21 protein-coding genes, 1 pseudogene and 2 riboswitches are annotated in these 22,219 nt (G+C 45.3%); of the genes and pseudogenes, 17 read left to right on the top strand and 5 right to left on the bottom strand.

Annotation, left to right across the window (positions count from 1 at the left end; genetic code table 11):
• The first annotated feature begins 164 nt into the window (after positions 1-164).
• The 7 genes from K3F53_RS15145 to K3F53_RS15115 all read left to right on the top strand — a co-directional run bounded on the left by K3F53_RS15145 (position 165) and on the right by K3F53_RS15115 (position 7,697).
• Positions 165-758 carry a fatty acid metabolism transcriptional regulator FadR gene (locus tag K3F53_RS15145; protein WP_057897815.1) on the top strand — a complete coding sequence of 198 codons (594 nt, stop codon included), beginning with the start codon at positions 165-167 and terminating at the stop codon, positions 756-758.
• Between the two features lie 152 nt (positions 759-910).
• Entirely contained in the window at positions 911-1,696 is a 786-nt protein-coding gene (locus tag K3F53_RS15140) for an enoyl-CoA hydratase (protein ID WP_057897816.1), read from the top strand.
• A gap of 86 nt (positions 1,697-1,782) precedes the next feature.
• On the top strand, positions 1,783-2,547 hold the full coding sequence (locus tag K3F53_RS15135; RefSeq protein ID WP_057897817.1) for an electron transfer flavoprotein subunit beta/FixA family protein: 765 nt from the start codon (positions 1,783-1,785) through the stop codon (positions 2,545-2,547).
• A gap of 21 nt (positions 2,548-2,568) precedes the next feature.
• Positions 2,569-3,540 (top strand): electron transfer flavoprotein subunit alpha/FixB family protein, encoded by a 972-nt coding sequence (locus tag K3F53_RS15130; protein WP_057897818.1) that lies wholly within the window; start codon positions 2,569-2,571, stop codon positions 3,538-3,540.
• Positions 3,541-3,785: 245 nt separating this feature from the next.
• Positions 3,786-4,103 (top strand): thioredoxin, encoded by a 318-nt coding sequence (gene trxA, locus K3F53_RS15125; protein ID WP_057897819.1) that lies wholly within the window; start codon positions 3,786-3,788, stop codon positions 4,101-4,103.
• Between the two features lie 124 nt (positions 4,104-4,227).
• Complete coding sequence (uvrC, locus tag K3F53_RS15120; RefSeq protein ID WP_057897820.1) at positions 4,228-6,018, top strand: excinuclease ABC subunit UvrC; 1,791 nt, start codon at positions 4,228-4,230, stop codon at positions 6,016-6,018.
• Between the two features lie 87 nt (positions 6,019-6,105).
• A riboswitch (Lysine riboswitch) is annotated at positions 6,106-6,295 on the top strand.
• Positions 6,296-6,461: 166 nt separating this feature from the next.
• Positions 6,462-7,697, top strand: a complete 1,236-nt coding sequence (locus K3F53_RS15115) for an aspartate kinase (protein WP_091261213.1) — start codon at positions 6,462-6,464, stop codon at positions 7,695-7,697.
• 101 nt (positions 7,698-7,798) lie between these two features.
• On the opposite strand, the gene K3F53_RS15110 is transcribed toward K3F53_RS15115, so the two are convergent.
• The gene (locus K3F53_RS15110; RefSeq protein ID WP_057897822.1) at positions 7,799-8,371 is read right to left on the bottom strand and encodes a biotin transporter BioY; all 573 of its coding nucleotides are present in this window, start codon (positions 8,369-8,371) and stop codon (positions 7,799-7,801) included.
• Positions 8,372-8,526: 155 nt separating this feature from the next.
• Positions 8,527-8,638, top strand: a riboswitch (SAM riboswitch).
• Between the two features lie 112 nt (positions 8,639-8,750).
• Here K3F53_RS15110 and metX point away from each other — a divergent pair.
• The 8 genes from metX (at position 8,751) to K3F53_RS15070 (ending at position 16,024) form a co-directional block, all read left to right on the top strand.
• Positions 8,751-9,857 (top strand): homoserine O-acetyltransferase MetX, encoded by a 1,107-nt coding sequence (metX, locus tag K3F53_RS15105; protein WP_220559092.1) that lies wholly within the window; start codon positions 8,751-8,753, stop codon positions 9,855-9,857.
• 305 nt (positions 9,858-10,162) lie between these two features.
• On the top strand, positions 10,163-10,819 hold the full coding sequence (locus K3F53_RS15100; protein ID WP_057897824.1) for a succinate dehydrogenase cytochrome b558 subunit: 657 nt from the start codon (positions 10,163-10,165) through the stop codon (positions 10,817-10,819).
• 11 nt (positions 10,820-10,830) lie between these two features.
• The gene (sdhA, locus tag K3F53_RS15095; RefSeq protein ID WP_057897825.1) at positions 10,831-12,603 is read left to right on the top strand and encodes a succinate dehydrogenase flavoprotein subunit; all 1,773 of its coding nucleotides are present in this window, start codon (positions 10,831-10,833) and stop codon (positions 12,601-12,603) included.
• Positions 12,604-12,628: 25 nt separating this feature from the next.
• Positions 12,629-13,384, top strand: a complete 756-nt coding sequence (gene sdhB, locus K3F53_RS15090; RefSeq protein ID WP_057897826.1) for a succinate dehydrogenase iron-sulfur subunit — start codon at positions 12,629-12,631, stop codon at positions 13,382-13,384.
• Between the two features lie 154 nt (positions 13,385-13,538).
• Positions 13,539-14,576 (top strand): biotin synthase BioB, encoded by a 1,038-nt coding sequence (gene bioB, locus K3F53_RS15085; protein WP_091261216.1) that lies wholly within the window; start codon positions 13,539-13,541, stop codon positions 14,574-14,576.
• A 134-nt stretch (positions 14,577-14,710) separates the two neighbouring features.
• Positions 14,711-15,187: an acyl-CoA thioesterase gene (locus K3F53_RS15080; RefSeq protein WP_057897828.1), complete on the top strand. Its 477-nt coding sequence runs from the start codon at positions 14,711-14,713 to the stop codon at positions 15,185-15,187.
• A gap of 5 nt (positions 15,188-15,192) precedes the next feature.
• Positions 15,193-15,618: a hypothetical protein gene (locus tag K3F53_RS15075; protein WP_057897829.1), complete on the top strand. Its 426-nt coding sequence runs from the start codon at positions 15,193-15,195 to the stop codon at positions 15,616-15,618.
• A 184-nt stretch (positions 15,619-15,802) separates the two neighbouring features.
• The gene (locus tag K3F53_RS15070) at positions 15,803-16,024 is read left to right on the top strand and encodes a helix-turn-helix domain-containing protein (RefSeq protein WP_057897830.1); all 222 of its coding nucleotides are present in this window, start codon (positions 15,803-15,805) and stop codon (positions 16,022-16,024) included.
• 162 nt (positions 16,025-16,186) lie between these two features.
• On the opposite strand, the gene K3F53_RS15065 is transcribed toward K3F53_RS15070, so the two are convergent.
• The 4 genes and pseudogenes from K3F53_RS15065 to K3F53_RS15050 form a co-directional block, all read right to left on the bottom strand.
• Entirely contained in the window at positions 16,187-16,972 is a 786-nt protein-coding gene (locus tag K3F53_RS15065; protein ID WP_057897831.1) for a sigma-70 family RNA polymerase sigma factor, read from the bottom strand.
• Entirely contained in the window at positions 16,935-17,423 is a 489-nt protein-coding gene (gene rsbW, locus K3F53_RS15060) for an anti-sigma B factor RsbW (protein ID WP_220559091.1), read from the bottom strand. The genes K3F53_RS15065 and rsbW overlap by 38 nt, the downstream gene beginning before the upstream one ends.
• A gap of 139 nt (positions 17,424-17,562) precedes the next feature.
• Positions 17,563-17,706: pseudogene (locus tag K3F53_RS15055) on the bottom strand (IS256 family transposase); the annotation flags it as partial.
• Positions 17,707-17,875: 169 nt separating this feature from the next.
• The gene (locus K3F53_RS15050; RefSeq protein WP_220559090.1) at positions 17,876-19,726 is read right to left on the bottom strand and encodes a sigma-54-dependent Fis family transcriptional regulator; all 1,851 of its coding nucleotides are present in this window, start codon (positions 19,724-19,726) and stop codon (positions 17,876-17,878) included.
• Positions 19,727-20,460: 734 nt separating this feature from the next.
• Between K3F53_RS15050 and lipB the strand changes: the two genes are divergently transcribed.
• Both lipB and K3F53_RS15040 read left to right on the top strand, forming a co-directional pair.
• The gene (gene lipB, locus K3F53_RS15045) at positions 20,461-21,258 is read left to right on the top strand and encodes a lipoyl(octanoyl) transferase LipB (RefSeq protein ID WP_220559089.1); all 798 of its coding nucleotides are present in this window, start codon (positions 20,461-20,463) and stop codon (positions 21,256-21,258) included.
• Positions 21,218-22,210 carry a thiamine pyrophosphate-dependent dehydrogenase E1 component subunit alpha gene (locus K3F53_RS15040; protein WP_057897835.1) on the top strand — a complete coding sequence of 331 codons (993 nt, stop codon included), beginning with the start codon at positions 21,218-21,220 and terminating at the stop codon, positions 22,208-22,210. The genes lipB and K3F53_RS15040 overlap by 41 nt, the downstream gene beginning before the upstream one ends.
• Positions 22,211-22,219: the final 9 nt, after the last annotated feature.

The following is a 22,219-nucleotide window of genomic DNA, read 5'->3' as shown; positions in this document are numbered from 1 at the left end:
CCTGAGCAAAGAAAAATATTCTGAGAAGAAGGAGAAAACAAGAAGATGTCAAAATATATATAAAAGCCATACATTTCCCCTCGATAAATATTGACAATGCTAATTTTTTTGAATAAACTAAACTCGAGTGAATGCTCATTCATCTTGGATTTGAGGGAAGCTATATGGCGAAGAAAACAGGAGAGAAATATCAGAATATTATTGAAGCTGCGGTAAAAGTCATTGCACAGCACGGCTACCACCAGGCGCAGGTATCGAAGATTGCGCGCGAAGCGTCCGTTGCCGATGGAACGATTTATCTGTATTTTGACAACAAAGCCGATGTGCTTGTTTCTTTATTTAAGGAAAAAATGGGCGCCTTTGTTCAGGCGACGCGCGAGCGTATTGAATTGCTGGAAAGAGCCGATGATCGCCTGCGGGAACTGATTTATATGCATCTTTGGCAAATGTCGCAAAATCGCGACTGGGCCATTGTAACCCAAATTGAACTGCGCCAGTCCGATCCTGTGGTACGGGCTGGAATTAATCAGGCGCTTAAGGAATACCTAAAACTTATTGATGAAGTGATTTTTCTTGGCAAGGAACAGGGAGTATTTCGGGAAAATGTGGAGCATCGGGTAGCGCGCAAGATGATCTTTGGCACGCTGGATGAAGCGGTTACGTCTTGGGTAATGAACGACAGGAAATATAACCTTGTATCACTTGTTGAGCCGATTCACAACTTATTTATTAACGGATTAAAAGTAGAAAAACAGTGAAATGATACAAAGCAGCCGAATGGCTTATTTTACGAAAGATTATTATAATTCATGAATAAGTGAATGCATAGAAAAATAACGAATGATGGAGTGGTTCAGCAACATTTTGCTATACCATAATTTACACATGGATGATGGAGGGAGAGAAACAGATGGAGTTTACGAATGTAAAGCTTGAAGTGGCGAACAGGGTAGCCTATATTAGCATCGATGTACCTCCTGCAAACACGTTAAGCTCCGCCACGCTCTCAGGATTGAGTGATGCCTTTCATTATGCCGGGAACAACGAGGAAATAAAAGTTGTCGTTGTAACCGGAGCAGGGAAGTTTTTTGTCGCTGGAGCCGACATTAAAGAATTTACAGGCGCCTTTGATAATCCGGAAAAAGCGGAGCAAATGGCGCGCACAGGCCAAAGGCTATTTGACCGTATTGAAAATTTTCAAAAGCCTGTCATTGCGGCCATTAACGGTGCCGCTCTGGGCGGAGGTCTTGAGCTTGCAATGGCCTGCCACATGCGATTTGCTGCCGAAGATGCTAAGCTTGGCTTACCCGAGTTAAATCTTGGATTGATTCCGGGATTCGGCGGAACACAAAGGTTAGCGCGTCTGACCAACAAAGCGAAGGCGTTAGAATTGATTTTGACGAGCCAATTTATCGACGGGAAAGAAGCTGAGCGCATAGGCTTGGTAAATCGCGCGGTTCCGCTTGCTTCATTGATGGATGAAGTGAAGAAATTCGCTGAGTTTATCGCGCTACAGAAAAGCGCCATTTCTATCCGTGCCGCGCTTACAGCGGTTACATACGGTCTTTGCACCGGACCGGAGAGCGGCATGGAGAAAGAAGCTAAGTTATTTGGTGAACTGTTTGTTTCCGATGACATGAAAGAGGGTGTAAATGCCTTCATCGAAAAGCGTAAAGCCCAGTTCACCGACAAATAATTATACATTACCTGTTCGTGCGTCTGCTAAAAAAGGTAGAACGCTGAACCTTCTCTATATATTATTGGAGCCGAAGGAGGATATATATGAACATTATTGTATGCTTGAAGCAAACGTTTGACACAGAAGAAAAAATCGTGTTGGAAAGCGGAAAAATCAGCGAAGATGGCGTGGAATTCATCATCAATCCGTACGATGAGTACGCGGTGGAAGAAGCGATTAAGCTGCGCGATGAGCACGGCGGAGAGATTACCGTTGTAACGGTGGGGCCGGAACGTGCGGAGAGCGCGTTGCGCACGGCGCTGGCAATGGGCGCAGACAAAGCGGTTATTGTTGATGACCAAGGTCTTGAACTTGATGAATATAGTGTAGCGAAAATCCTTGCGGCTGTAATTAAAGAGCGCGAGTATGACATTATTCTCGGCGGCAATATGGCGGTTGATAACGGCTCCGGCCAGGTGGGCCCGCGTCTTGCCGAAGAGCTTGGCATTCCTCAGGTGACGACGATTACGAAGCTGGACATTGATGGCGGAAAAGCAACCATTGAACGCGATGTGGAAGGGGACATGGAGGTTATCGAAGTATCGCTGCCGGTGCTTGTCACAGCACAACAGGGGTTAAACGAACCGCGGTATCCTTCACTGCCCGGCATTATGAAAGCGAAGAAAAAACCGATGGAGCGTTTAACGGTGGATGATTTAAACATTGACGGTGATGTGAGCGCGAAAACGTCCGTAACGGAAACATTCCTGCCGCCGAAGAAAGAAGCGGGACGAGTCTTAAACGGGGATATTCAGGATCAAGTAAAAGAATTGGTGGCTCTTCTGCGCAACGAAGCGAAAGTAATCTAAAGGGTTGAGGGAGGACGAGCGATTATGAAAAAAGTACTTGTATTGGCAGAAGCGAAAGATAGGAGCTTGCGTAATGTCTCATTTGAAGCGCTGACAGCGGCACAGCGCGTTTCCGAAGGCGGGGAAATCGTGGCGGCCGCTTTCGGTAGCGACGCGGTTAATTACGTGGGAGAGTTAAGCAAATATGGCGCGAACAAAGTGTATGTGGTTAGTAACAAAGAGCTTGACACGTATACGACAGACGCTTATTTTCAGGCATTGCGTCAGGTGATTGATGCAGTACAGCCAGAAGTAATTTTGATGCCGCATACGGCAATCGGCAAAGATCTTGCGCCGCGCATCGCCGCACGCTTGGGTCTTGGTCTCGTATCTGATGTGATCGACATCCAAGTGGAAGACGGTGAAGTGATTTTTACGCGTCCGATTTACGCGGGTAAGGCATTTGAGAAAAAGAAAGTGGTATCTGGCATTCTGTTCGCAACTGTGCGTCCGAATAACATCCCGGCGGAAGAAACTGGCGGGACGGCAGAAGTTGTAGATTTCAACGTGGAAATTAAAGATCTGCGTACCATTGTAAAAGAAGTCGTTCGCAAAACTGTGGGTGGCGTGGATTTGGCCGAAGCAAAAGTAGTGGTATCCGGTGGCCGCGGCGTCAAATCATCGGAAGGTTTTAAGCCGCTTCAGGAACTAGCAGAAGTGCTGGGTGGCGCAGTAGGCGCGTCCCGTGGTGCATGCGATGCCGGCTATTGCGACTATTCTCTGCAAATCGGGCAGACAGGAAAAGTTGTTACACCTGATCTGTATATTGCAGCGGGTATCTCTGGCGCGATTCAACACCTAGCTGGTATGTCTAACTCCAAAGTTATCGTAGCGATTAACAAAGACCCGGAAGCACCAATTTTCCAGGTAGCCGACTATGGTATCGTAGGCGATCTGTTCGAAGTTGTTCCGCTTCTTACCGAAGAGTTCAAAAAAGTTCTTGTTCAAAATTAAACGGATAACGCGACAAAACAGGCAGGGTCATTTTTGTCCCTGCCTGTTTTGTCGTTTGTGCCTTTGCTTTGGCAGGTTGCGGCGCTGGACAAAAAATCAACGAAGCGGAGATCTTGTGGCAGTTTCGCAAGTGGATATTTTAAAGTAAAAGTGATATACTGTTACTGGTATATCTCAGCAATATACCGAAAGTAAATGGACAGGTACGTTAGTTACGATAATGAGATATAAGGAGGACATTATATATGGCAATCGTAAATGTAACAGATAATACTTTCCAAAGCGAAGTAGAAAGCGGCGGTACTGTATTGGTTGACTTCTGGGCTCCGTGGTGCGGCCCTTGCAAAATGATTGCGCCTGTTCTCGAAGAACTTGATAACGAGATCGGCGGTAAAGTGAAAATCGCAAAAGTAAATGTCGATGAAAATCCTGAATCCGCGCAACGTTTTGGTGTGATGAGTATCCCAACCCTTCTTCTCGTAAAAGACGGCCAAGTTGTTGATAAAATCATCGGCTTCCAGCCGAAAGAAAGCTTGCTTGACGCAATCAATAAGCACCTGTAAGATCATAAATCCCCCGGCTTATCTGTTATAGCCGGGGGATTTATGATCTGAAAGGCCGTGGTTCGCCGGATGTTACCAGAACCTGCGATATTTATGATAACATAACAATCAGGAGGGGACTGCTATGAATACGCTGAAAGAAAAACTAAGTCTCTTGCCTGATAAGCCCGGTTGTTACTTAATGAAAAACGCAGCGGGCGAAGTGATCTACGTCGGCAAGGCTAAGATATTAAAAAACCGTGTCCGTTCTTACTTTACGGGTAGTCATGACGGAAAAACGCAGCGTCTTGTACAGGAGATTGCTGATTTTGAATATATTGTGACTTCATCGCCGGTGGAGGCGCTTCTTCTGGAATGCAACCTGATTAAACAGCATAATCCGCGTTATAATGTATTGCTAAAAGATGATAAAACGTATCCTTATATTAAGATTACGAACGAAGAACACCCTCGTCTTGAAATCACACGCAGGGTAGTGAAAGATGGCGCTAGATATTTCGGGCCGTATGCAAATGTCGGAGCCGCGCAGGAAACGAAGAAGCTGCTTGACCGGTTGTATCCGTTGCGCAAATGCAAGCATATTCCCAAAAGCGTATGCCTGTATTACCATATGGGCCAGTGCCTCGCTCCCTGTGAATATGAAGTAGACCCACAACAATATGAGGAAATGAGCGAACAAATTGCCCGCTTTTTGAACGGCAATTATAGGGAAGTTAAGCAGAAGCTGACAGAGCAAATGGAAGAAGCAGCAGAAAAGCTTGAATTCGAGCGTGCTAAGGAACTGCGCGATCAGATCCAGTACATTGAAGCGATTATGGAGAAGCAAAAAGTTACGTTTAGCGATAACGTGGATCGGGACGCTTGGGGTTACTACGCGGATAAAGGCTGGATGAGTGTACAGGTATTCCACATTCGTCAGGGGAAAATGATTGAGCGTAATGTGGCCTCATTTCCTTATTACGGGGAAGAATATGAAGATTTCATTTCTTATGTAGCGCAGTTTTATTTTCAGGAGCATATGCGCCCAAAAGAAGTATTGTTTCCAATAAGCAAAGGCACAGACGGATTAGAGGAGATGCTCGGCTCCAGGCTGCTTACACCGCAACGTGGCCCCAAGAAGCAATTAGTAGACATGGCGACGGAGAACGCCCGCATCGCCTTGGAGGAAAAATTTGCGCTCATGGCGCGCGATGAAGCAAGAACGGTGCAGGCGGTACAGAAACTTGGCGAATTGCTTGGCATCGGATATCCAAAACGTATTGAAGCGTTTGACAATTCGAACATTCAGGGTATCGATCCTGTTTCGGCGATGGTTGTGTTCACAGATGGCAAACCGGACAAGAAGGAATACCGTAAGTATAAAGTGAAAACCGTGGCTGGTCCAGACGATTATGCGACAATGAAAGAAGTGATCCGGCGTCGTTACACCCGCGTGCTAAAAGAAGGTCTGCCATTGCCTAATTTAGTCGTTATCGACGGAGGAAAGGGCCAGATTGCGGCTGCGGTCGATGTGCTGGAAAACGAACTGGGCCTTTATATTCCGGTGTGTGGCCTAGCAAAAGACGAAAGGCATCGCACCGCACAGCTTCTTGTAGGGGACCCACCGATTCCGGTCGACTTGAAGAGAGATAGCAACGAATTTTATTTGCTACAGCGCATTCAGGACGAAGTGCATCGGTTCGCAGTTACGTTCCATCGCAATACGCGCGGCAAAACGATGTTCCAATCTAGGCTTGACGAGATTCCGGGTGTGGGTGAGAAACGCAAAAAGTTGCTGCTGAAACATTTCGGTTCCATCAAGCGTATGCGTGAAGCAACGGTGGATGAATATCGCAACATTGGCATAGGTGATAAGCTTGCCCGTCAGATTTTGCAACATTTGCGTGAAGAGGAAACGACGGTTGCACCCGAGTGAAAAAGAAGAAAAAAGGTTGTTCTTCTGGACGACGTGTGTTACTATGTATGTAAATTAAATATTCAAACAATAACGCCTCACTTTAAAAGGTGAGGTAGAGGCGCGAAAACCATGAGTATCCTGCTGGAGGAACGAGAATCCAGTGAAGGCAGGGGAAAGGGGAATTCGCCGAAATGGCAGGTTGGATCTCGCCGCCTGCTGTTGGGCCTGCATTGAATAAGTGCAGGACTGTCACCGGATGATCATCCCGGATGTTCGGTGGAGCACTATCTCGCAGGGGGAAAAGGGAGTGAGCGTTAGCTGTTATTTATGCGAGACACAGACAACAGCTAAGGCACGTGCCTTTCTGTTGTCTTTTTTATTTTTCAAGCGGCGTGGTCACGCCTGAACTTCTCAGCGTGCGAGATAAACAGAGAAAGAATGCTTATAGGAGGACGCGAGAGATGAGTCTTATAGTACAGAAATACGGCGGCACATCCGTCGGCACGATTGAGCGTATTCAGGCGGTGGCCCGCCGCATTTTAGCGACTTGCCGAGCCGGGCATCAGGTTGTCGTTGTTGTCTCGGCGATGGGAAAGTCAACGGATATGCTGGTGGACATGGCAAAACAAGTTATAGATCATCCGAGTCCCCGTGAGATGGATATGCTGCTTACGACAGGGGAGCAAGTATCGACTGCTCTGGTGACGATGGCATTGCATGCTCAGGGCTGGGATGCGGTATCCATGACTGGATGGCAGGCTGGTATTTCCACAGAAGAAGTGCATACAAAGGCGCGGATTACTGAAATCGATCCAGCGCCTATTCAGCAGGCGCTTGGGCAGGGTAAAGTCGTTATCGTTGCCGGGTTTCAGGGCATTTCTGAGAGCGGACAGATCACCACGCTCGGACGCGGTGGTTCGGATACGACAGCGGTAGCGCTTGCAGCTGTGCTGAAAGCGGATAGGTGCGAAATTTACACGGATGTTGACGGAGTGTATACCGCAGACCCGCGCATTGTGTCTTCCGCTCGTAAATTGGCCCGCATTTCTTATGATGAAATGTTGGAGTTGGCAACGCTTGGTGCGGGGGTGCTTCATCCGAGGGCGGTGGAATGTGCAAAGCAGCATCAAGTGTGCCTTACTGTACGTTCAAGCTTTAGTGAAGAGGAAGGAACCATTATCGAGGAGGAAGCAGATATGGAACAAGGGCTTGTCATTAGCGGAGTTGCTTACGATAAAAATGTAGCTAAAATAACTGTAGTCGATATGCCGGCAAAGGTAGATACGCTGTCAAACTTGTTTGCAGTACTGGCAGCTGAACATGTTAATGTTGATATCATTGTCCAAAGTTCGTATGAAGCGGAGACCACAAATGTCTCGTTTTCCGTAAGCGGAGATGAAGTTAAGAAAACGTTAGATGTATTGCATAAGCAACGGGATACGTTGCAGTTCGGTTATGTGGTGGCAGAAAAGGAACTGGCTAAAGTATCGATTGTAGGCGCTGGCATGATTACGAATCCAGGGGTAGCAGCGAGAATGTTTACATGCCTTGCTGAAGCCGGAGTAGAGGTTAAAATGGTTTCGACTTCTGAAATTAAGGTCTCATGCGTAGTACCGCTCGAAGACATGGAAAAAGCAGTGTGCAATCTGCATACTGTGTTTGGCTTGGATACGAAGGAAAAAGCTGTTGTTTATTAAGTGTTTGCTGGTGGCTGGTCAGTGAATCAGCAAGTGAATGTTGTGCAGCAATCGCTGCAATAAGAAAAGCTCGCGGGCGCACCCGCGAGCTTTTTACACGTTTAGGCGACAATTTTTTCGTTGTTTAGCGAATTTGGAAGCAGTCCTGCGAGCGCAAGGCGCCGGCGAACTTGAATACCGATGTAAGAAGCAAGGATGATTTTGATTAAGTCAGGCAGAATGAATGTTATGTCTATCCCGATTGCTTTATCCCATGTCATGCTGCCCACTAATTTAAGTTGTATAACGCCTGCAACGTGGATAATGGCAAGGCCTACTATATTTACAATGAACGCTTTCATGAAAGTTAGCTTTCCACGGTCTATCATTGTCCCCATAACAAAGGCGGAAACGATATAGCCGATGAGATACCCGCCGGTTGGTCCGACTAGAACGGGAAGACCTGCGTTAAATTTAGCGAAAACCGGTACGCCGATGGCTCCAACCAAAATATAAAGCAGAATAGCTAATGTACCGTACCGTCGCCCCAGAATCACCACAGTCAACGCGACGGCGAAATTTTGCATTGTAAACGGCACCGGCGGCAAGAAGGTAATTGAAATTTGGGCGCATACGGCGATAATTGCGCAAAATAAAGCCGAAAGAATCATCATTTTTAAACTTGTTTTTCCCATCTGTGCTCTCCTTAAATATGAGATAATTTGTTAACATTTTTTATAAATAAGTTTACAAATTTGATTAAGATGTTGTCAATATTGACATTAGTCAGTAAAAATCTTAGTATTGAACTAACCTAACCTAAAATTAAAGATGGAATCATACGAAAGTGCTCTTATCAAGAGAGGTGGAGGGACTGGCCCGATGAAACCCGGCAACCCCGCATATGCTTGCGGACAAGGTGCTAATTCCAGCAGAGCGGTATGCGCTCTGAAAGATAAGGGGAGGTAATATGCGACACAAGCGCCTCTTCCTTATTGGAAGTGGCGTTTTTTATATGATAGACAAATGCGACGCTTGAAAAAACAGAGGAAGAGAAGAAAGGAGTGAAGGCGCATGCAGCAAAAGATGGTGATTGACGAGATTACGCTGGAGTGTGGAGAAACGTTAAAACAGGTGGAAATCGCGTATGAAGCGTGCGGAATATTAAATAAGGATAAAACGAATGCTATTCTTGTATGCCACGCGCTGACCGGAGATGCGCGCGCCGTTGGAGACGAGAAAACACCGGGATGGTGGGAAGGCTTAATCGGCCCTGGGCGCTATATCGATACGAATCAATATTTCGTCGTCACCTCTAACGTGCTGGGCGGATGTGCAGGGACGACCGGCCCAGCTTCTGTGAACCCGGAGACGGGACAGCCGTATGGCACTGATTTTCCGGTTGTAACGATACGAGATATGGTGAAGCTTCAGTATTTAATGGTACGAAAACTGGGTATCAATAAACTGCTAGCAATTATCGGTGGCTCAATGGGGGGGATGCAAGTATATGAATGGGCGGTCATGTATCCAGAGATGGCCCATTTGATTATTCCCATTGCGACCTCCACACGGCTGTCCGCTGTTGCTATCGCTTATAACGATGTAGGACGGCAAGCGATCCTTTGCGATCCGGAATGGAAAAACGGAAATTATTACCCTGGAAAAGGTCCTGTGAACGGTTTATCCATCGCGCGAATGCTTGGTATGATTACGTACCGCACCGCAGAATTGTTTGAATACCGTTTCGGTCGACGTTTAAAAGATGAGCGCGATGTTACCCATTTTGATTCGACATTTAATATTGAAAGCTACCTGCGCTATCAAGGACAAAAACTGGTTAACCGCTTTGATGCGAATAGTTATCTTTACCTGTTGAAAGCGATGGATTCGCATGATATCGGCCGCGGGCGGGGGGGCATTGAGGCGGCCCTTGAACGGATTCAGGCCCGCGTATTGTCAATCGCTATCTCTAACGATTTGCTGTATCCGGCCGATCATCAGGAAGAAGTGGTGAAAATGCTTCGTGCGGCCGGAAAAGAAGTGGAATATCATTTCGTCGAATCTATATACGGACATGATGGGTTTCTTGTCGAATTTGTGAAGATCGGGCCGCTTGTAGAACAATTTATTGAAAAATATTATTCCAGCACTTTTACACAGTCTGCCGCGCCCCGATAAATGCGGAGTGGTTATCGGGTAATTTCGACAATTTGTCTACCGCTTTCCTTGACGGTACCCCCTACTAGGAGTAAAATGAATTTGTCACAAAGTCTTCATTTATTGCTTAAGGCTTCCTCAGGAAGCTTTTCTTCATGTAAAGTAGAGCGGGTAAGGGGGGAATTATAGAAAGAGAAGTGTAGTGGTAGGGGTTCTAGGATAGTTCGGATGTTGGAGAGAGAGTGGCTGGTGCAGAATGATTTTGTGAAAAAGGTGTCAAATTAGAAAAAACTGAGTGGATCCTTTTGAAAGGGGGAATTTGTGAAATGGCAACGACGAATCACCGCCATTTTTTTAACCGTAAACTCCATTCCCTTTTAGGGGTTGTACCGATTGGCGGTTTCTTATTCGTTCATTTATTAACGAACTACTATGCGACACGCGGTGAATCCGCTTTTCTTGAACGTGTAGAGATTATGGAAGGACTTCCTTTCCTCGCGCTCATTGAAATTCTCTTCATTTTCTTGCCTATTCTGTATCACGGTATTTATGGCCTTTATATTGCTTTCCAAGCTAAAAACAATGTAGGTAACTATGGTTATTTCCGCAACGTAATGTTTATGCTACAGCGTGTAACCGGTGTTATCACGCTTATTTTCATTACATGGCATGTTTGGGAAACAAAAATGCAAATGGTGCTTGGCAGGGTTGAAGCCACCGGTTTGTTTACCCTGATGAATGAAATTTTGGCTAATCCGGTTATGTTGGCATTCTATATTGTCGGTCTTCTGTCCGCAACATTCCACTTCGCGAACGGTTTGTGGAGTTTTGCAGTAAGCTGGGGCATTACGGTTGGGCCGCGCGCGCAGCGTATCTCCACTTACGTAACAATGGTTGTGTTCGTGTTTATGTCTGCTATGGGATTAATGGCTCTGTTTGCTTTCGCGAATCCCGTTGATGTAGCACAAGCGATCCAGAAATAGGGGGTTAGAGCATGAATAAAGGTAAAATTATCGTAGTTGGCGGCGGTCTCGCGGGTTTGATGTCAACCATTAAAGCTTCCGAAGCCGGCTATTCGGTTGAGCTGTTTTCTCTGGTTCCTGTAAAACGCTCTCACTCTGTTTGTGCACAGGGCGGTATTAACGGAGCAGTAAATACAAAAGGTGAAGGCGATTCCCCGTGGATTCACTTTGACGATACGATTTACGGTGGCGACTTCCTTGCGAATCAGCCTCCAGTAAAGGCGATGTGTGAAGCGGCACCTGGTATCATTTATATGTTTGACCGCATGGGTGTTATGTTTAACCGTACGTCGGAAGGTCTTATTGATTTCCGTCGTTTTGGTGGTACGCAGCATCACCGTACAGCATTTGCAGGTGCGACAACCGGTCAGCAGCTTCTGTATGCGTTGGATGAGCAAGTGCGTCGCTGGGAAGTGAACGGCCTTGTTACGAAATATGAAGGCTGGGAATTCCTCTCCATCGTTCAGGATGACGAAGGCATATGCCGCGGTATCGTGGCACAGAACCTCCGCTCCATGGAGATTAAAGCATTCAGAGCCGATGCGGTTATCCTTGCGACAGGTGGCCCTGGCATCATCTTCGGTAAATCTACAAACTCTATTATCAATACAGGTACGGCTGCTTCTGCTGTTTATCAGCAGGGTGCAACATATGCGAACGGCGAGTTCATTCAGATTCACCCGACCGCAATCCCGGGAGACGATAAGCTACGTCTGATGTCCGAATCTGCCCGTGGTGAAGGTGGACGTGTCTGGACTTATAAAGATGGTAAGCCTTGGTATTTCCTTGAAGAAAAATATCCGGCTTATGGTAACCTGGTGCCTCGTGACATCGCAACACGCGAAATCTTCCATGTTTGTGTTGATCTGAAGCTCGGCATCAACGGCGAGAACATGGTATATCTTGATCTGTCCCACAAAGATCCGCATGAGCTGGATGTTAAGCTAGGGGGAATCATCGAGATTTACGAGAAGTTCGTTGGTGATGATCCGCGTAAAGTTCCGATGAAAATTTTCCCTGCTGTTCACTATTCCATGGGCGGTCTGTGGGTTGATTACAACCAGATGACCAACATTCCGGGGCTGTTTGCCGCAGGTGAGTGTGATTATTCACAGCATGGTGCAAACCGTCTGGGTGCAAACTCGCTTCTGTCAGCGGTATACGGCGGTATGGTGGCAGGGCCGAAGGCGATCGAATATATCAAAGGCCTAGACAAGTCCTCTGAAGACGTATCCTCCACTTTCTTCGATGCTCAGCTGAAGAAAGAGCAGGAGAAGTACGATCGCATTACAAGCATGACAAGCGGTACGGAGAACGCATATCTGCTGCATAGAGAACTCGGCGAGTGGATGACCGACAACGTAACGGTTGTTCGTTACAATGACAAATTGAAGAAGACGGACGAGAAAATTCAGGAGCTTATGGAGCGCTATCAAAACATTAATATTAACGATACATCAAAGTGGAGCAATACAGGCGCTTCTTTCACTCGTCAGCTGTGGAATATGCTTGTGCTTGCCCGTGTAATTACAATCGGTGCGCTTATGCGTAACGAAAGTCGTGGCGCTCATTATAAGCCGGAATTCCCAGAACGCGACGATGAGAACTTCTTGAAGACAACAATGGCGAACTTCGATCCGGAGACAAAAGCTCCGAAGATTTCGTATGAAGATGTTGATATTTCTCTCATTAAGCCTCGTAAACGCGACTACTCGAAGAAGAGCACGGTGGCTGAGAAGAAGTAGCTCATTAAAAGAGAGGTGAAATAAAATGGCCGAACAACAAAAAACGATTCATTTGATTATTACTCGTCAGGATGGTCCTGATGGAACTCCATATAAACAAGAATTCAAAATCCCTTACCGTCCGAATATGAACATCATTAGCTGTCTGATGGAAATTCAGCGCAATCCTGTAACGGTGGACGGTAAAAAAGTAGCTCCGGTTGTTTGGGAGATGAACTGTCTGGAAGAGGTTTGCGGCGCATGCTCTATGGTCATTAACGGAAAACCTCGTCAATCTTGTACAGCGCTCGTTGACAAATTGGAACAGCCGATTCGTCTTGAACCGATGAGAACATTCCCGGTAATGCGTGATTTAGCGGTAGACCGAAGCCGCATGTTCGACGCGTTGAAACGGGTAAAAGCGTGGATTCCGATCGATGGTACGCATGATCTCGGACCTGGCCCGCGTATGCCGGAAGTGGATCGCCAATGGGCATATGAGCTCTCTCGCTGCATGACTTGTGGCGTGTGCTTGGAGGCTTGCCCGAACGTAAACGATAAGTCTCCGTTTATTGGCGCGTTTGCCATTTCCCAGGTTCGATTGTTCAATGAACATCCGACCGGTAAAATGAACAAAGAAGAGCGTCTGGAAGCCCTGATGGGCGAAGGTGGAATTACGGATTGCGGTAATTCCCAAAACTGCGTGCAATCCTGCCCGAAAGGCATTCCGCTCACAACATCAATTGCGGCAATGAACCGCGCCACGACGCTATATTCTATCAAGAACTTCTTCCGCAACTAATGGATGGAGAAAATTCAGCGGCACCCTATCATCAAAGATAGGGTGCTATTTTGTTATCTATCATAACTTGTTTGGTTGACATATTAAACAATTTCTCTTTATAATTAGTGTTAACTAATAATTAAAATTAAGTTGACAATAAAGAGGAGGAGCCATGCTGACACCTGTATTAGATACGAAGCCGAAGACGGATTGGATTGCGTTGGCGGAGGAAGTACTGGCAGGGAAAGAATTGACAAAAGAAGAAGCGCTCGGCATTCTGCATGCGCCGGACACGGAAGTATTGTCATTGCTTCAGGGGGCGTACCGTATCCGCAGCCATTATTACGGCAATAAAGTAAAGTTGAATATGATTATTAACGCTAAGAGTGGGCTGTGCCCGGAAGATTGTGGGTACTGTTCCCAATCAATTGTATCAAACGCACCAATCGAAAAATATCCGCAATTATCCAAAGATGTATTGGTAGATGGTGCACGAAAGGCGAAAGAAGCGAAAGCGGGTACATATTGCATCGTGATGAGCGGACGCCGTCCGACCGACAAGGAAGTGGATAATGTAATCCAGGCCGTGCGGGAGATTAAAGAACAGCATAATATGAAAATTTGTGCTTGTCTTGGGCTTATTACTCCAGAGCAAGCGAGGAGATTGAAGGAAGCAGGTGTCGACCGCTTTAATCACAATATTAACACAGCGGCGAGTCACCATGCCAATATTACGTCGACACATACATATGATGATCGAATCAACACCATTAATGCGGTGAAGGAAGTGGGCATGTCTCCTTGTTCGGGTGTGATTATTGGTATGGGTGAAACAGACGAGGAAATCGTCGATATGGCGAACGCGCTTCGCGAATTAAATGCCGATTCTATACCAGTAAACTTTTTGAACGCTATTCCGGGTACTCCTCTGGGAAACATGCCGAAAATCGGCGCTTTAAAATGCTTGAAAGTGCTGGCGCTTTTCCGTTATATTAATCCGACAAAAGAAATACGCATTTCTGGTGGACGGGAAGTAAATCTGCGCCATTTGCAACCGATGGGATTGTACGCCGCAAACTCCATTTTTGTCGGCGACTATTTAACGACAGATGGTCAGAAAACGCAGTTGGATCATGAGATGATTGAAGATCTTGGTTTTGAAATTGAAGAATGCGCCTTTGACAGCGAACCGCCGGTTTTAACCAAATAGGCATTATCAAAAGCTTCTCCATGTCGGGGAAGCTTTTTTATCGTATAAGAGTTGCCTTCTTCTATGGTAGAATATTTTGCTAAAATATATAAAAGAATAAAAACAACGCCAATTAAACGCAGGGAGTGGAGAAGATGGCAAGAGCAGAATACATACAGCCTAACTTGGAGGAATGGCTTGCGAAATTTCACTTTAAGACTAAAGTCCACATCCGATTTTGTGAAACCGATATGTCAGGACATGTAAATAATACAAGCCACTTGATTTATTTTGAGCAGGGCAGGGTAGAATACTTTGACAACATGGGATTTGGTGAGATGATACTGCACGAAAAGGCGGAACTTATGGTAGTTGTCGCTGATATTACCTGCCATTACCACAGTGAAGCTTTTTTTCGGGAAACGTTAGAGATGGGCGTGCGCGTAGCGCGCATGGGGAATCGTTCACTCGACTTAGAATATTATTTAATGGCGGAAAATGAGAAACGGTTGGTCGCGACCGGGCGTGGGACAATTGTTCTGGTAAATAAGAAAACGAGAAAAAGTTTCCCGATTCCACAGGCGGCCCGTGAGAAAATTGTCGCCTTCGAGCAAATGGAGATGAGTGGTTAACAAGCATGTTTTTTCATGGAATTCCATTCCGTTATTTGCGCCTGCAATATCCTGTATTGTCTCCGCGGCAAAGTGCGGGTCAGAAAACGGCGGTACAACTCTCGGATCGGCAGCATCTTATTGAACAGTTTGGGCTGGAACCGATCCATTTGCTTGAATACTGGCGGAACGAATACACGTTACAGGATTGTCTTAGAGCCTGTTTTGCGTTCGGAGATGTAGTGTTGGCTTTCCAGGAACTTCCGCTTCCCATATGGCAATTAAGCAGACATGAAGTGGGAGTTTCCGCGCTGTCGCTGCATAGGACGCGATGGATATTCATTTTGCAACCCGAATACAGCGAAGAATTGCGAACCATGTTTCCGAAAGTACCGATTTTTGTGTTACATTATGAAAATGGAAAGTTTCGTTCATTTTCTAAGAGAAAATAATTACCGTGTAGACAGGGAATTTTTTTCATTCGGTAATGAACGAAAGAAACATGAGACGAATATAATGTGTCGCAGGCCCAAAATTCCTGTTTCCCCGAACCAGCTATCTTCCCGGGTCATAAAATATGGTGACTGTATCCCTAGCCTTGCACTTGAGAGCCCAGGCCAAGGAGGGGTAGCACTTTTGAGTAACGAACAGAAAGCAAAGCCGTTGTTGACGAACCGGGAACGAGAGGTATTTGAACTACTTGTGTTAGACAAGACGACAAAAGAAATTGCACAGCAGTTGTTCATTAGCGAAAAGACTGTACGAAATCATATTAGTAACGTTATGCAGAAACTGAATGTGAAAGGTCGTTCTCAAGCAGTTGTTGAACTTGTCCGTTTGGGTGAATTAAAAATTTAATATCACCTGAAACGGGAAACCCGCCTCGTATGAGGGGGGTTCTTTATTTTTGAAAAAAGCTCGCAGGCGTGGTTCGGTCGTTTTTTTCTACAAGCATTGCGGACACGCACAGCGAGCTTCTCATTATTTATGCGCGCCATTTTCCGATGATAAGCGTCATCGTTAACGGAAGCCATCCGTGTTTTTCATATAGGCTTCTCTCATTTGCTGCAGCGTCCTGCGGAGGATACGGGAAACTTGCATTTGAGAGATACCCAGCTTCTCGCCGATTTGCCGCTGTGACCATTCTTCGTAATATACGTAATGAATTACTTGGCGTTGTTGATCGTTCAATTGTTCGAGCAGTTGGGCCAAATCCATTTTACGATCCACATCCAAAAAACCAGGGTCTTGATCCGGGATCATATCCATTAATGTATGGGAATCCTGCTCATTATTGTCGGATTTTATCGGTGTATCAAGGGAAAGTGCATGGATATTTCCTTTATTCTCCATAATCTCCAGCACTTTTTCTTCGCTGATGCCGAGCCTTTGGGCGATTTCGCTAATGCGTGGCGAACGCTGCAATTCCGCTGTAAGCTCATCGATGGTTTTTTGTAGATGATATCCCATTTCTTTAATCGTTCGCGGTACGCGGATGCTCCATGTTTTATCGCGTAAATAATGTTTCATTTTGCCGATGACAGTTGACAAAGCGTACGCGTCGAAATTTTGGCTGACTTCGTTGTTAAACTTTTTGATAGCGCCCAGCAGAGCGAGCATACCTACTTGATATAAATCGTCCACCAGATGAAAATCACGAGCCATTTTTGAAGCAAGCTTCTTTACGGTCGCCTGATAATTTTTAAGGATTTTCGTCAATATTTCTTCAGAGCCAGTTTCCTGGTAGATTCTAAGTTGTTCGACGATGTCACGGTTGAATGATTTCTTGGTGGACGTTTGGTTCACTTTCGCTCACCCCATCTCTTTTGAGGTATTTGGTTAGTGAAACTTTAACCCCCTTCTCCGTAGTGTCGTATTCGATTTCATCCATTAATGTTTTCATCAGATAAATGCCGAGGCTCCCGATATCGATTTCATCTAGACTTTTCCTATGAAAAGATGAAACTTCCTTTTTTAATTTCTGGGTGTGAAAAGCGGTGCCTTCGTCCGTTACGACGATGCGTAACCGATTTTTTTCCACGTAGAAATCTACTAGCATATCGCCGATTTGCCTGCTTTTGTGCGCACGGCTTACGATGTTGTTACACGCTTCCGCAAGCGCAGCTTTAATGTCCTCAATATCACTGTAAGAAAAGCCCATCTGGTACGCGAGACCGGAGACGGTCAAACGAATAACGCTTATATAATCGGCACGCGCCGGTACATTCATTTTGACGTGATCGTTCAATTCTGGCATACGAAATCCTCCTGTAGAATTACGCAAGCATTATATACTAGTCGACGCCTCAAATTTAGAAAATACGCTGAATTTTTCTGGGACTCTTTTTTTCCTACCATTTTTTCATCAATCGCTTTCCGCATCTATTTTACCATAGTGCGGAAAGTTGTTCAGTAACTTGAGCCTTCAAGATCTGGTTCAGAACAGATTCCAGCAATTTGGCCACTCCATCATCTTTTGAATCTTTCAAAAACAGGTGATGCAAAATCTCCGAATCTACGGTAATCTGATATTGAGCCATTGTGAAACCCTCTCCGATTAGGGATATTTGCCAATGCTTATTCTAACCGAGGAATTTCACCATGGCTCACTTATTTTTTGTGAGGACCATTTTTACACAATTATACGGACTTAACTCCGGTACGCTCTTAGGTAACACAGTTTACAGATTAAACTTCTGGTAACACAGTTTACAGATTAAACTTCTGTAATCTTCGATAAAATGTACTTCGCGGGATGTTCATCAATCGGGCAGCCTGCGTAGCGTTTCCTCCGGTTTTTTGCAACGCCTGAATGATCTTCTCCTTCTGAATCTGTTCTCGCAATGTAAGAGTGTTTGATCCACCAATACTATTTGATTGTTCCCCGGGTGATGACAGATCTGTTGAAGCAAATAACGGAGGTAAATGAGAGAGATCGGGTGACTCATCTCCACAGAAGATGCGCATGCGTTCCAAGGCATTAAAAAGCTCACGGATGTTCCCAGGCCAGTCATATTGGATGAATTTATTCATAATTTCGTCCGGGATCTCAACCGGCCAATTTTTCTGACGACAATAGTATTTAACCAGATAAGGAATATCTTCCTTGCGTTCACGAAGCGAGGGAACATTGATCGGAAAAACAAAAAGACGATAAAATAAATCTTCGCGAAAATTTCCTTGTTGCACCAGTTCCCGAAGGTCATGGTGTGTAGCCGTAATCACCCGGATATCAAGTGGAATCGCTTTCATTCCACCGAGTGGAATCACCTCACGCTCCTGTAGCACACGCAAAAGTGCAACCTGCATAGCTGGCGGGATCTCCCCGATTTCATCAAGAAATAATGTTCCGTGATTTGCCTGCTCTAGCTTTCCTTTATGTCCGTGGCGTCGAGCACCAGTGAAAGCTCCCCTCACGTAACCAAATAATTCGCTTTCCATCAGGCTTGGCGGAATCGCTCCACAGTTTACGGTGATAAAAGGACCATTCTTGCGGGAACTATTCTGATGAATCGCACGAGCAATGACCTCTTTTCCCGTTCCGGTTTCGCCATGAATATAAATGTCTGCATCGGAGTGTGCAACCAGTTCAATTTCGCGCAATGTCTGCTGAAAAACCTTACTAATTCCGGTTTCACCGGGAAAATGAAGAGATCTCGTGTAGAACTTCTTGCTTGATGTTGATTTTGATGGTGCTTCGAATTGAATACAATACCCGATCAATTGACTGTGCCGGGCAGAATATAAAGGAGTACAAAGACGTTCTCTGTATCCGTATTCCCTTAAATCCGCCAGATTCAGATTAGACCACTCAGGAACAGCCGACTGGAAAGCTTGGTTCACACAAACCATTTGTTTGCGCCTGTTAAAGATTGCCATGAGTTGATTTGTCTGCAACAAGTCGATGGACCGTTGCATGAGTTCCAGTTGATCTTGCTGTTCGCGCAAGCTCCATTGATGTTCAATCGCGTATGCCGTGGATACAACCGTCGCCAACGTATGAGGATGATAGTGCTGAACAGGACTGGAGACATTAAGCACTCCGACCAGATTCCCTTGATCATCGCGAACGGGTGCAGCTGAACATGTCCATACATGAGACGCAATCGAGTAGTGCTCTGCCCCTTTTACATTGATTGGTTCACCTGTCCTCAGTGCCGTACCAATCGCATTGGTTCCAACTTCATCTTCAGTCCATTTGACTCCTTCTACAAAATTGATTTTTCTCGCTCTCCCCAAAATCTCCGCATCACCTTTCATGACCAATACATATCCTTGAAGATCAATCAACAATACAGTTGATCTCGAACCTTTCATATGTTGGTTGAGCTTGTCCAAATAAGGTAATGCAATATCGAGCAACACAGAGTTTTCTTCCTTTTTCTGAAGAAATGACTTTCCTGTAAGAATCTCCCGCCCTTCCCCTGAATGCGGATTTACACCTGAATGTTGACAACGATACCAAGATTCAATGATTCGTTTGTTTATTCGGGATGAATCTAATACCCCTTCCTGAATGAATTGTTTCCATAATCTCTTGGACATTGCACCATCCACCATTTATTTACCTCCTTTTCAAATTGAAAAAGAATTTTTGGTCGGAAATGGCTTCGTTTTATTTTCCCTGTTTATCATTTTGTGAATTTTCTATTTATTTGGGTGAAAGAAGTTTGTTGATTGTCGGAGTTAATCCTGTAGGCACAAAAGGTTCTCGAAAGGGTTGATCATGACTGCCGCTGTATATGGCAACTTCATGGAGTTTATTCATGCAATTCATGAAGACGAATGGCAATTTGCTTCTACCTATGAACAGGAAGAAGATTGTCTATCAATATTGTAATGTAAGATTTTGTCTGATGAAATACGGTGTGGGATCGCCGGCTCCGTCCCAATCCAGTTGCGAGTCGCCATCTGCAACCCAGCCCTCCTGCTTCTTTTCAGTTCAATTTATTTTATATAGAAATTGTCGATATCTTTTGTTGTGAGTGATATTTATTAAAATGCTCTCATTCATTATAACAAATATTCAATCTATTATACTCAATAAAATAATGTAAGTGCTGATGGATGAACCATAGCTGCCTGATCGGAAAGAGGAGCTTCCCTGAACAGAGGGTAGACTTCCATGCTGATCAAAACGGTACATCCGTCATTTCTGTGTTTCAGGATGTTTGCTGAGGGGAAGAATCTATCTTCCATATACACGTGATACGGTTTTTTGTTTTATACAAAGTGGGACAAAACGGGACAGTTGTCTCATTTTGTCTAAAAAACTACTCTTTTATGCAAGATGATTGTACCTGATCTCAGGTGAAAAAGAAAAAATCGATGTTGGCACGGGATTTGCGATGGATAAAGTGGCAGAAGGAGGTGAAAAGGGATTGCGGGCTTATGTATGCCAGGAACTAGATTATGAGATCGCGCTTCGTTGGCAAAAGGATCTGGTTGCCAAGAGAAAGTCAGGAGAGATTGAGGATACGCTGATCTTGCTTGAGCATCCCCCCACCTATACGATGGGTTCGGACCAAAAATGGGAGCACTTGCTATATCCTCAAGATTTTCTTAAGAGTCAGGGATTTAGTATTTGCAAGTGTGACCGGGGAGGGGATATTACCTATCATGGCCCGGGGCAGCTTGTTGTATATCCCATTATACGTTTGCGTGACTCCGGGTTAACACCGATCGGATACGTACGATTATTGGAACAGATCATATGTGACGTTCTGACCATGTACAACCTCGATGGACAACGAAAAGAAGGGTATCCCGGTGTCTGGTTGGAAGACTGCAAAATTTGTGCCATTGGTATAGGAATCAGTCGGGGTGTGACATTCCATGGTCTGGCGTTAAATGTAAACCCTGATCTTACTCACTTTCAAAATATTGTTCCCTGCGGACTCGCAAAGTTTGGAGTGACGTCACTTGCACGGGAACTGGGGTTTTCCCCCGAAATGTTTATAGTCAAACAGCAGATCATCGCTTCGTTTGAACGAAATCTGAATGTGAAATGCAGAGTATCAATTGATCAACGAATGTCAGGAGGAGTCCGTCATGAAAATGGCTCAGAAGAAAAATCAGTTGCTCTCCCGTGAGAAAGCGACTTGGATGTATCGAAAAATGGTGGAAATCAGAAAGTTTGAAGACAAAGTGCATGAACTGTTTGCGAAAGGCAAATTACCCGGATTTGTTCATTTGTACGCGGGTGAAGAAGCGGTAGCCGTTGGTATTTGCGCGCATTTGAATGAAAAAGACAGCATTACCAGCACGCATCGCGGGCATGGCCATTGTATTGCAAAAGAGTGCGATTTGAATGGAATGATGGCAGAGATCTACGGGAAAGCAACAGGTTTATGTAAAGGAAAAGGCGGCTCGATGCATATTGCCGACCTGGAGAAAGGTATGCTTGGGGCAAATGGGATTGTCGGAGGAGGCTTTCCGCTGGCGTGTGGTTCCGCACTGACAGCAAAATTGAAAAAAAACGATGCTGTATCAGTTAGCTTTTTTGGGGATGGCGCAAACAATCAGGGCACATTCCATGAAGGGCTTAATTTGGCTGCCATTTGGAAATTGCCGGTTATTTTCGTGGCAGAAAATAATGGATATGCAGAAGCGACTCCTTTCTCTTACGCTTCCAGTTGTACGGATATTGCACAAAGGGCGGCTGCTTATAACATTCCCGGTGTCGTAGTAGACGGAAAGGACGTAGTTGCTGTTTACAAGGTGGCTCAAGAGGCTGTAGAAAGAGCGAGAAGGGGCGAAGGACCAACCCTTATCGAGTGCAAAACTTATCGTAATTATGGTCACTTTGAAGGGGATCAGCAGACGTACAAGACGAGCGAGGAGTCACAATATCATCGTAACGAAAAAGATCCAATCAATCTATTCCGTGCTTACTTGGTAGAGTCTAAACTTTTGACTGAAGAAGAACTTTCTAACATTGACAGCGATGTGGAGAAAGCGGTTTCAGACGCTGTCAAATTTGCGGAAGAAAGTCCGCTGCCATCTGCAGAAGAACTGTTAACAGATGTTTATGTGTCTTATTAATAAATTTCA

It is taken from the genome of Aneurinibacillus thermoaerophilus (assembly GCF_019603355.1).
Classification (GTDB): Bacteria; Bacillota; Bacilli; order Aneurinibacillales; family Aneurinibacillaceae; genus Aneurinibacillus; species Aneurinibacillus thermoaerophilus.
This window is presented reverse-complemented; position numbering and strand designations above follow the sequence as displayed.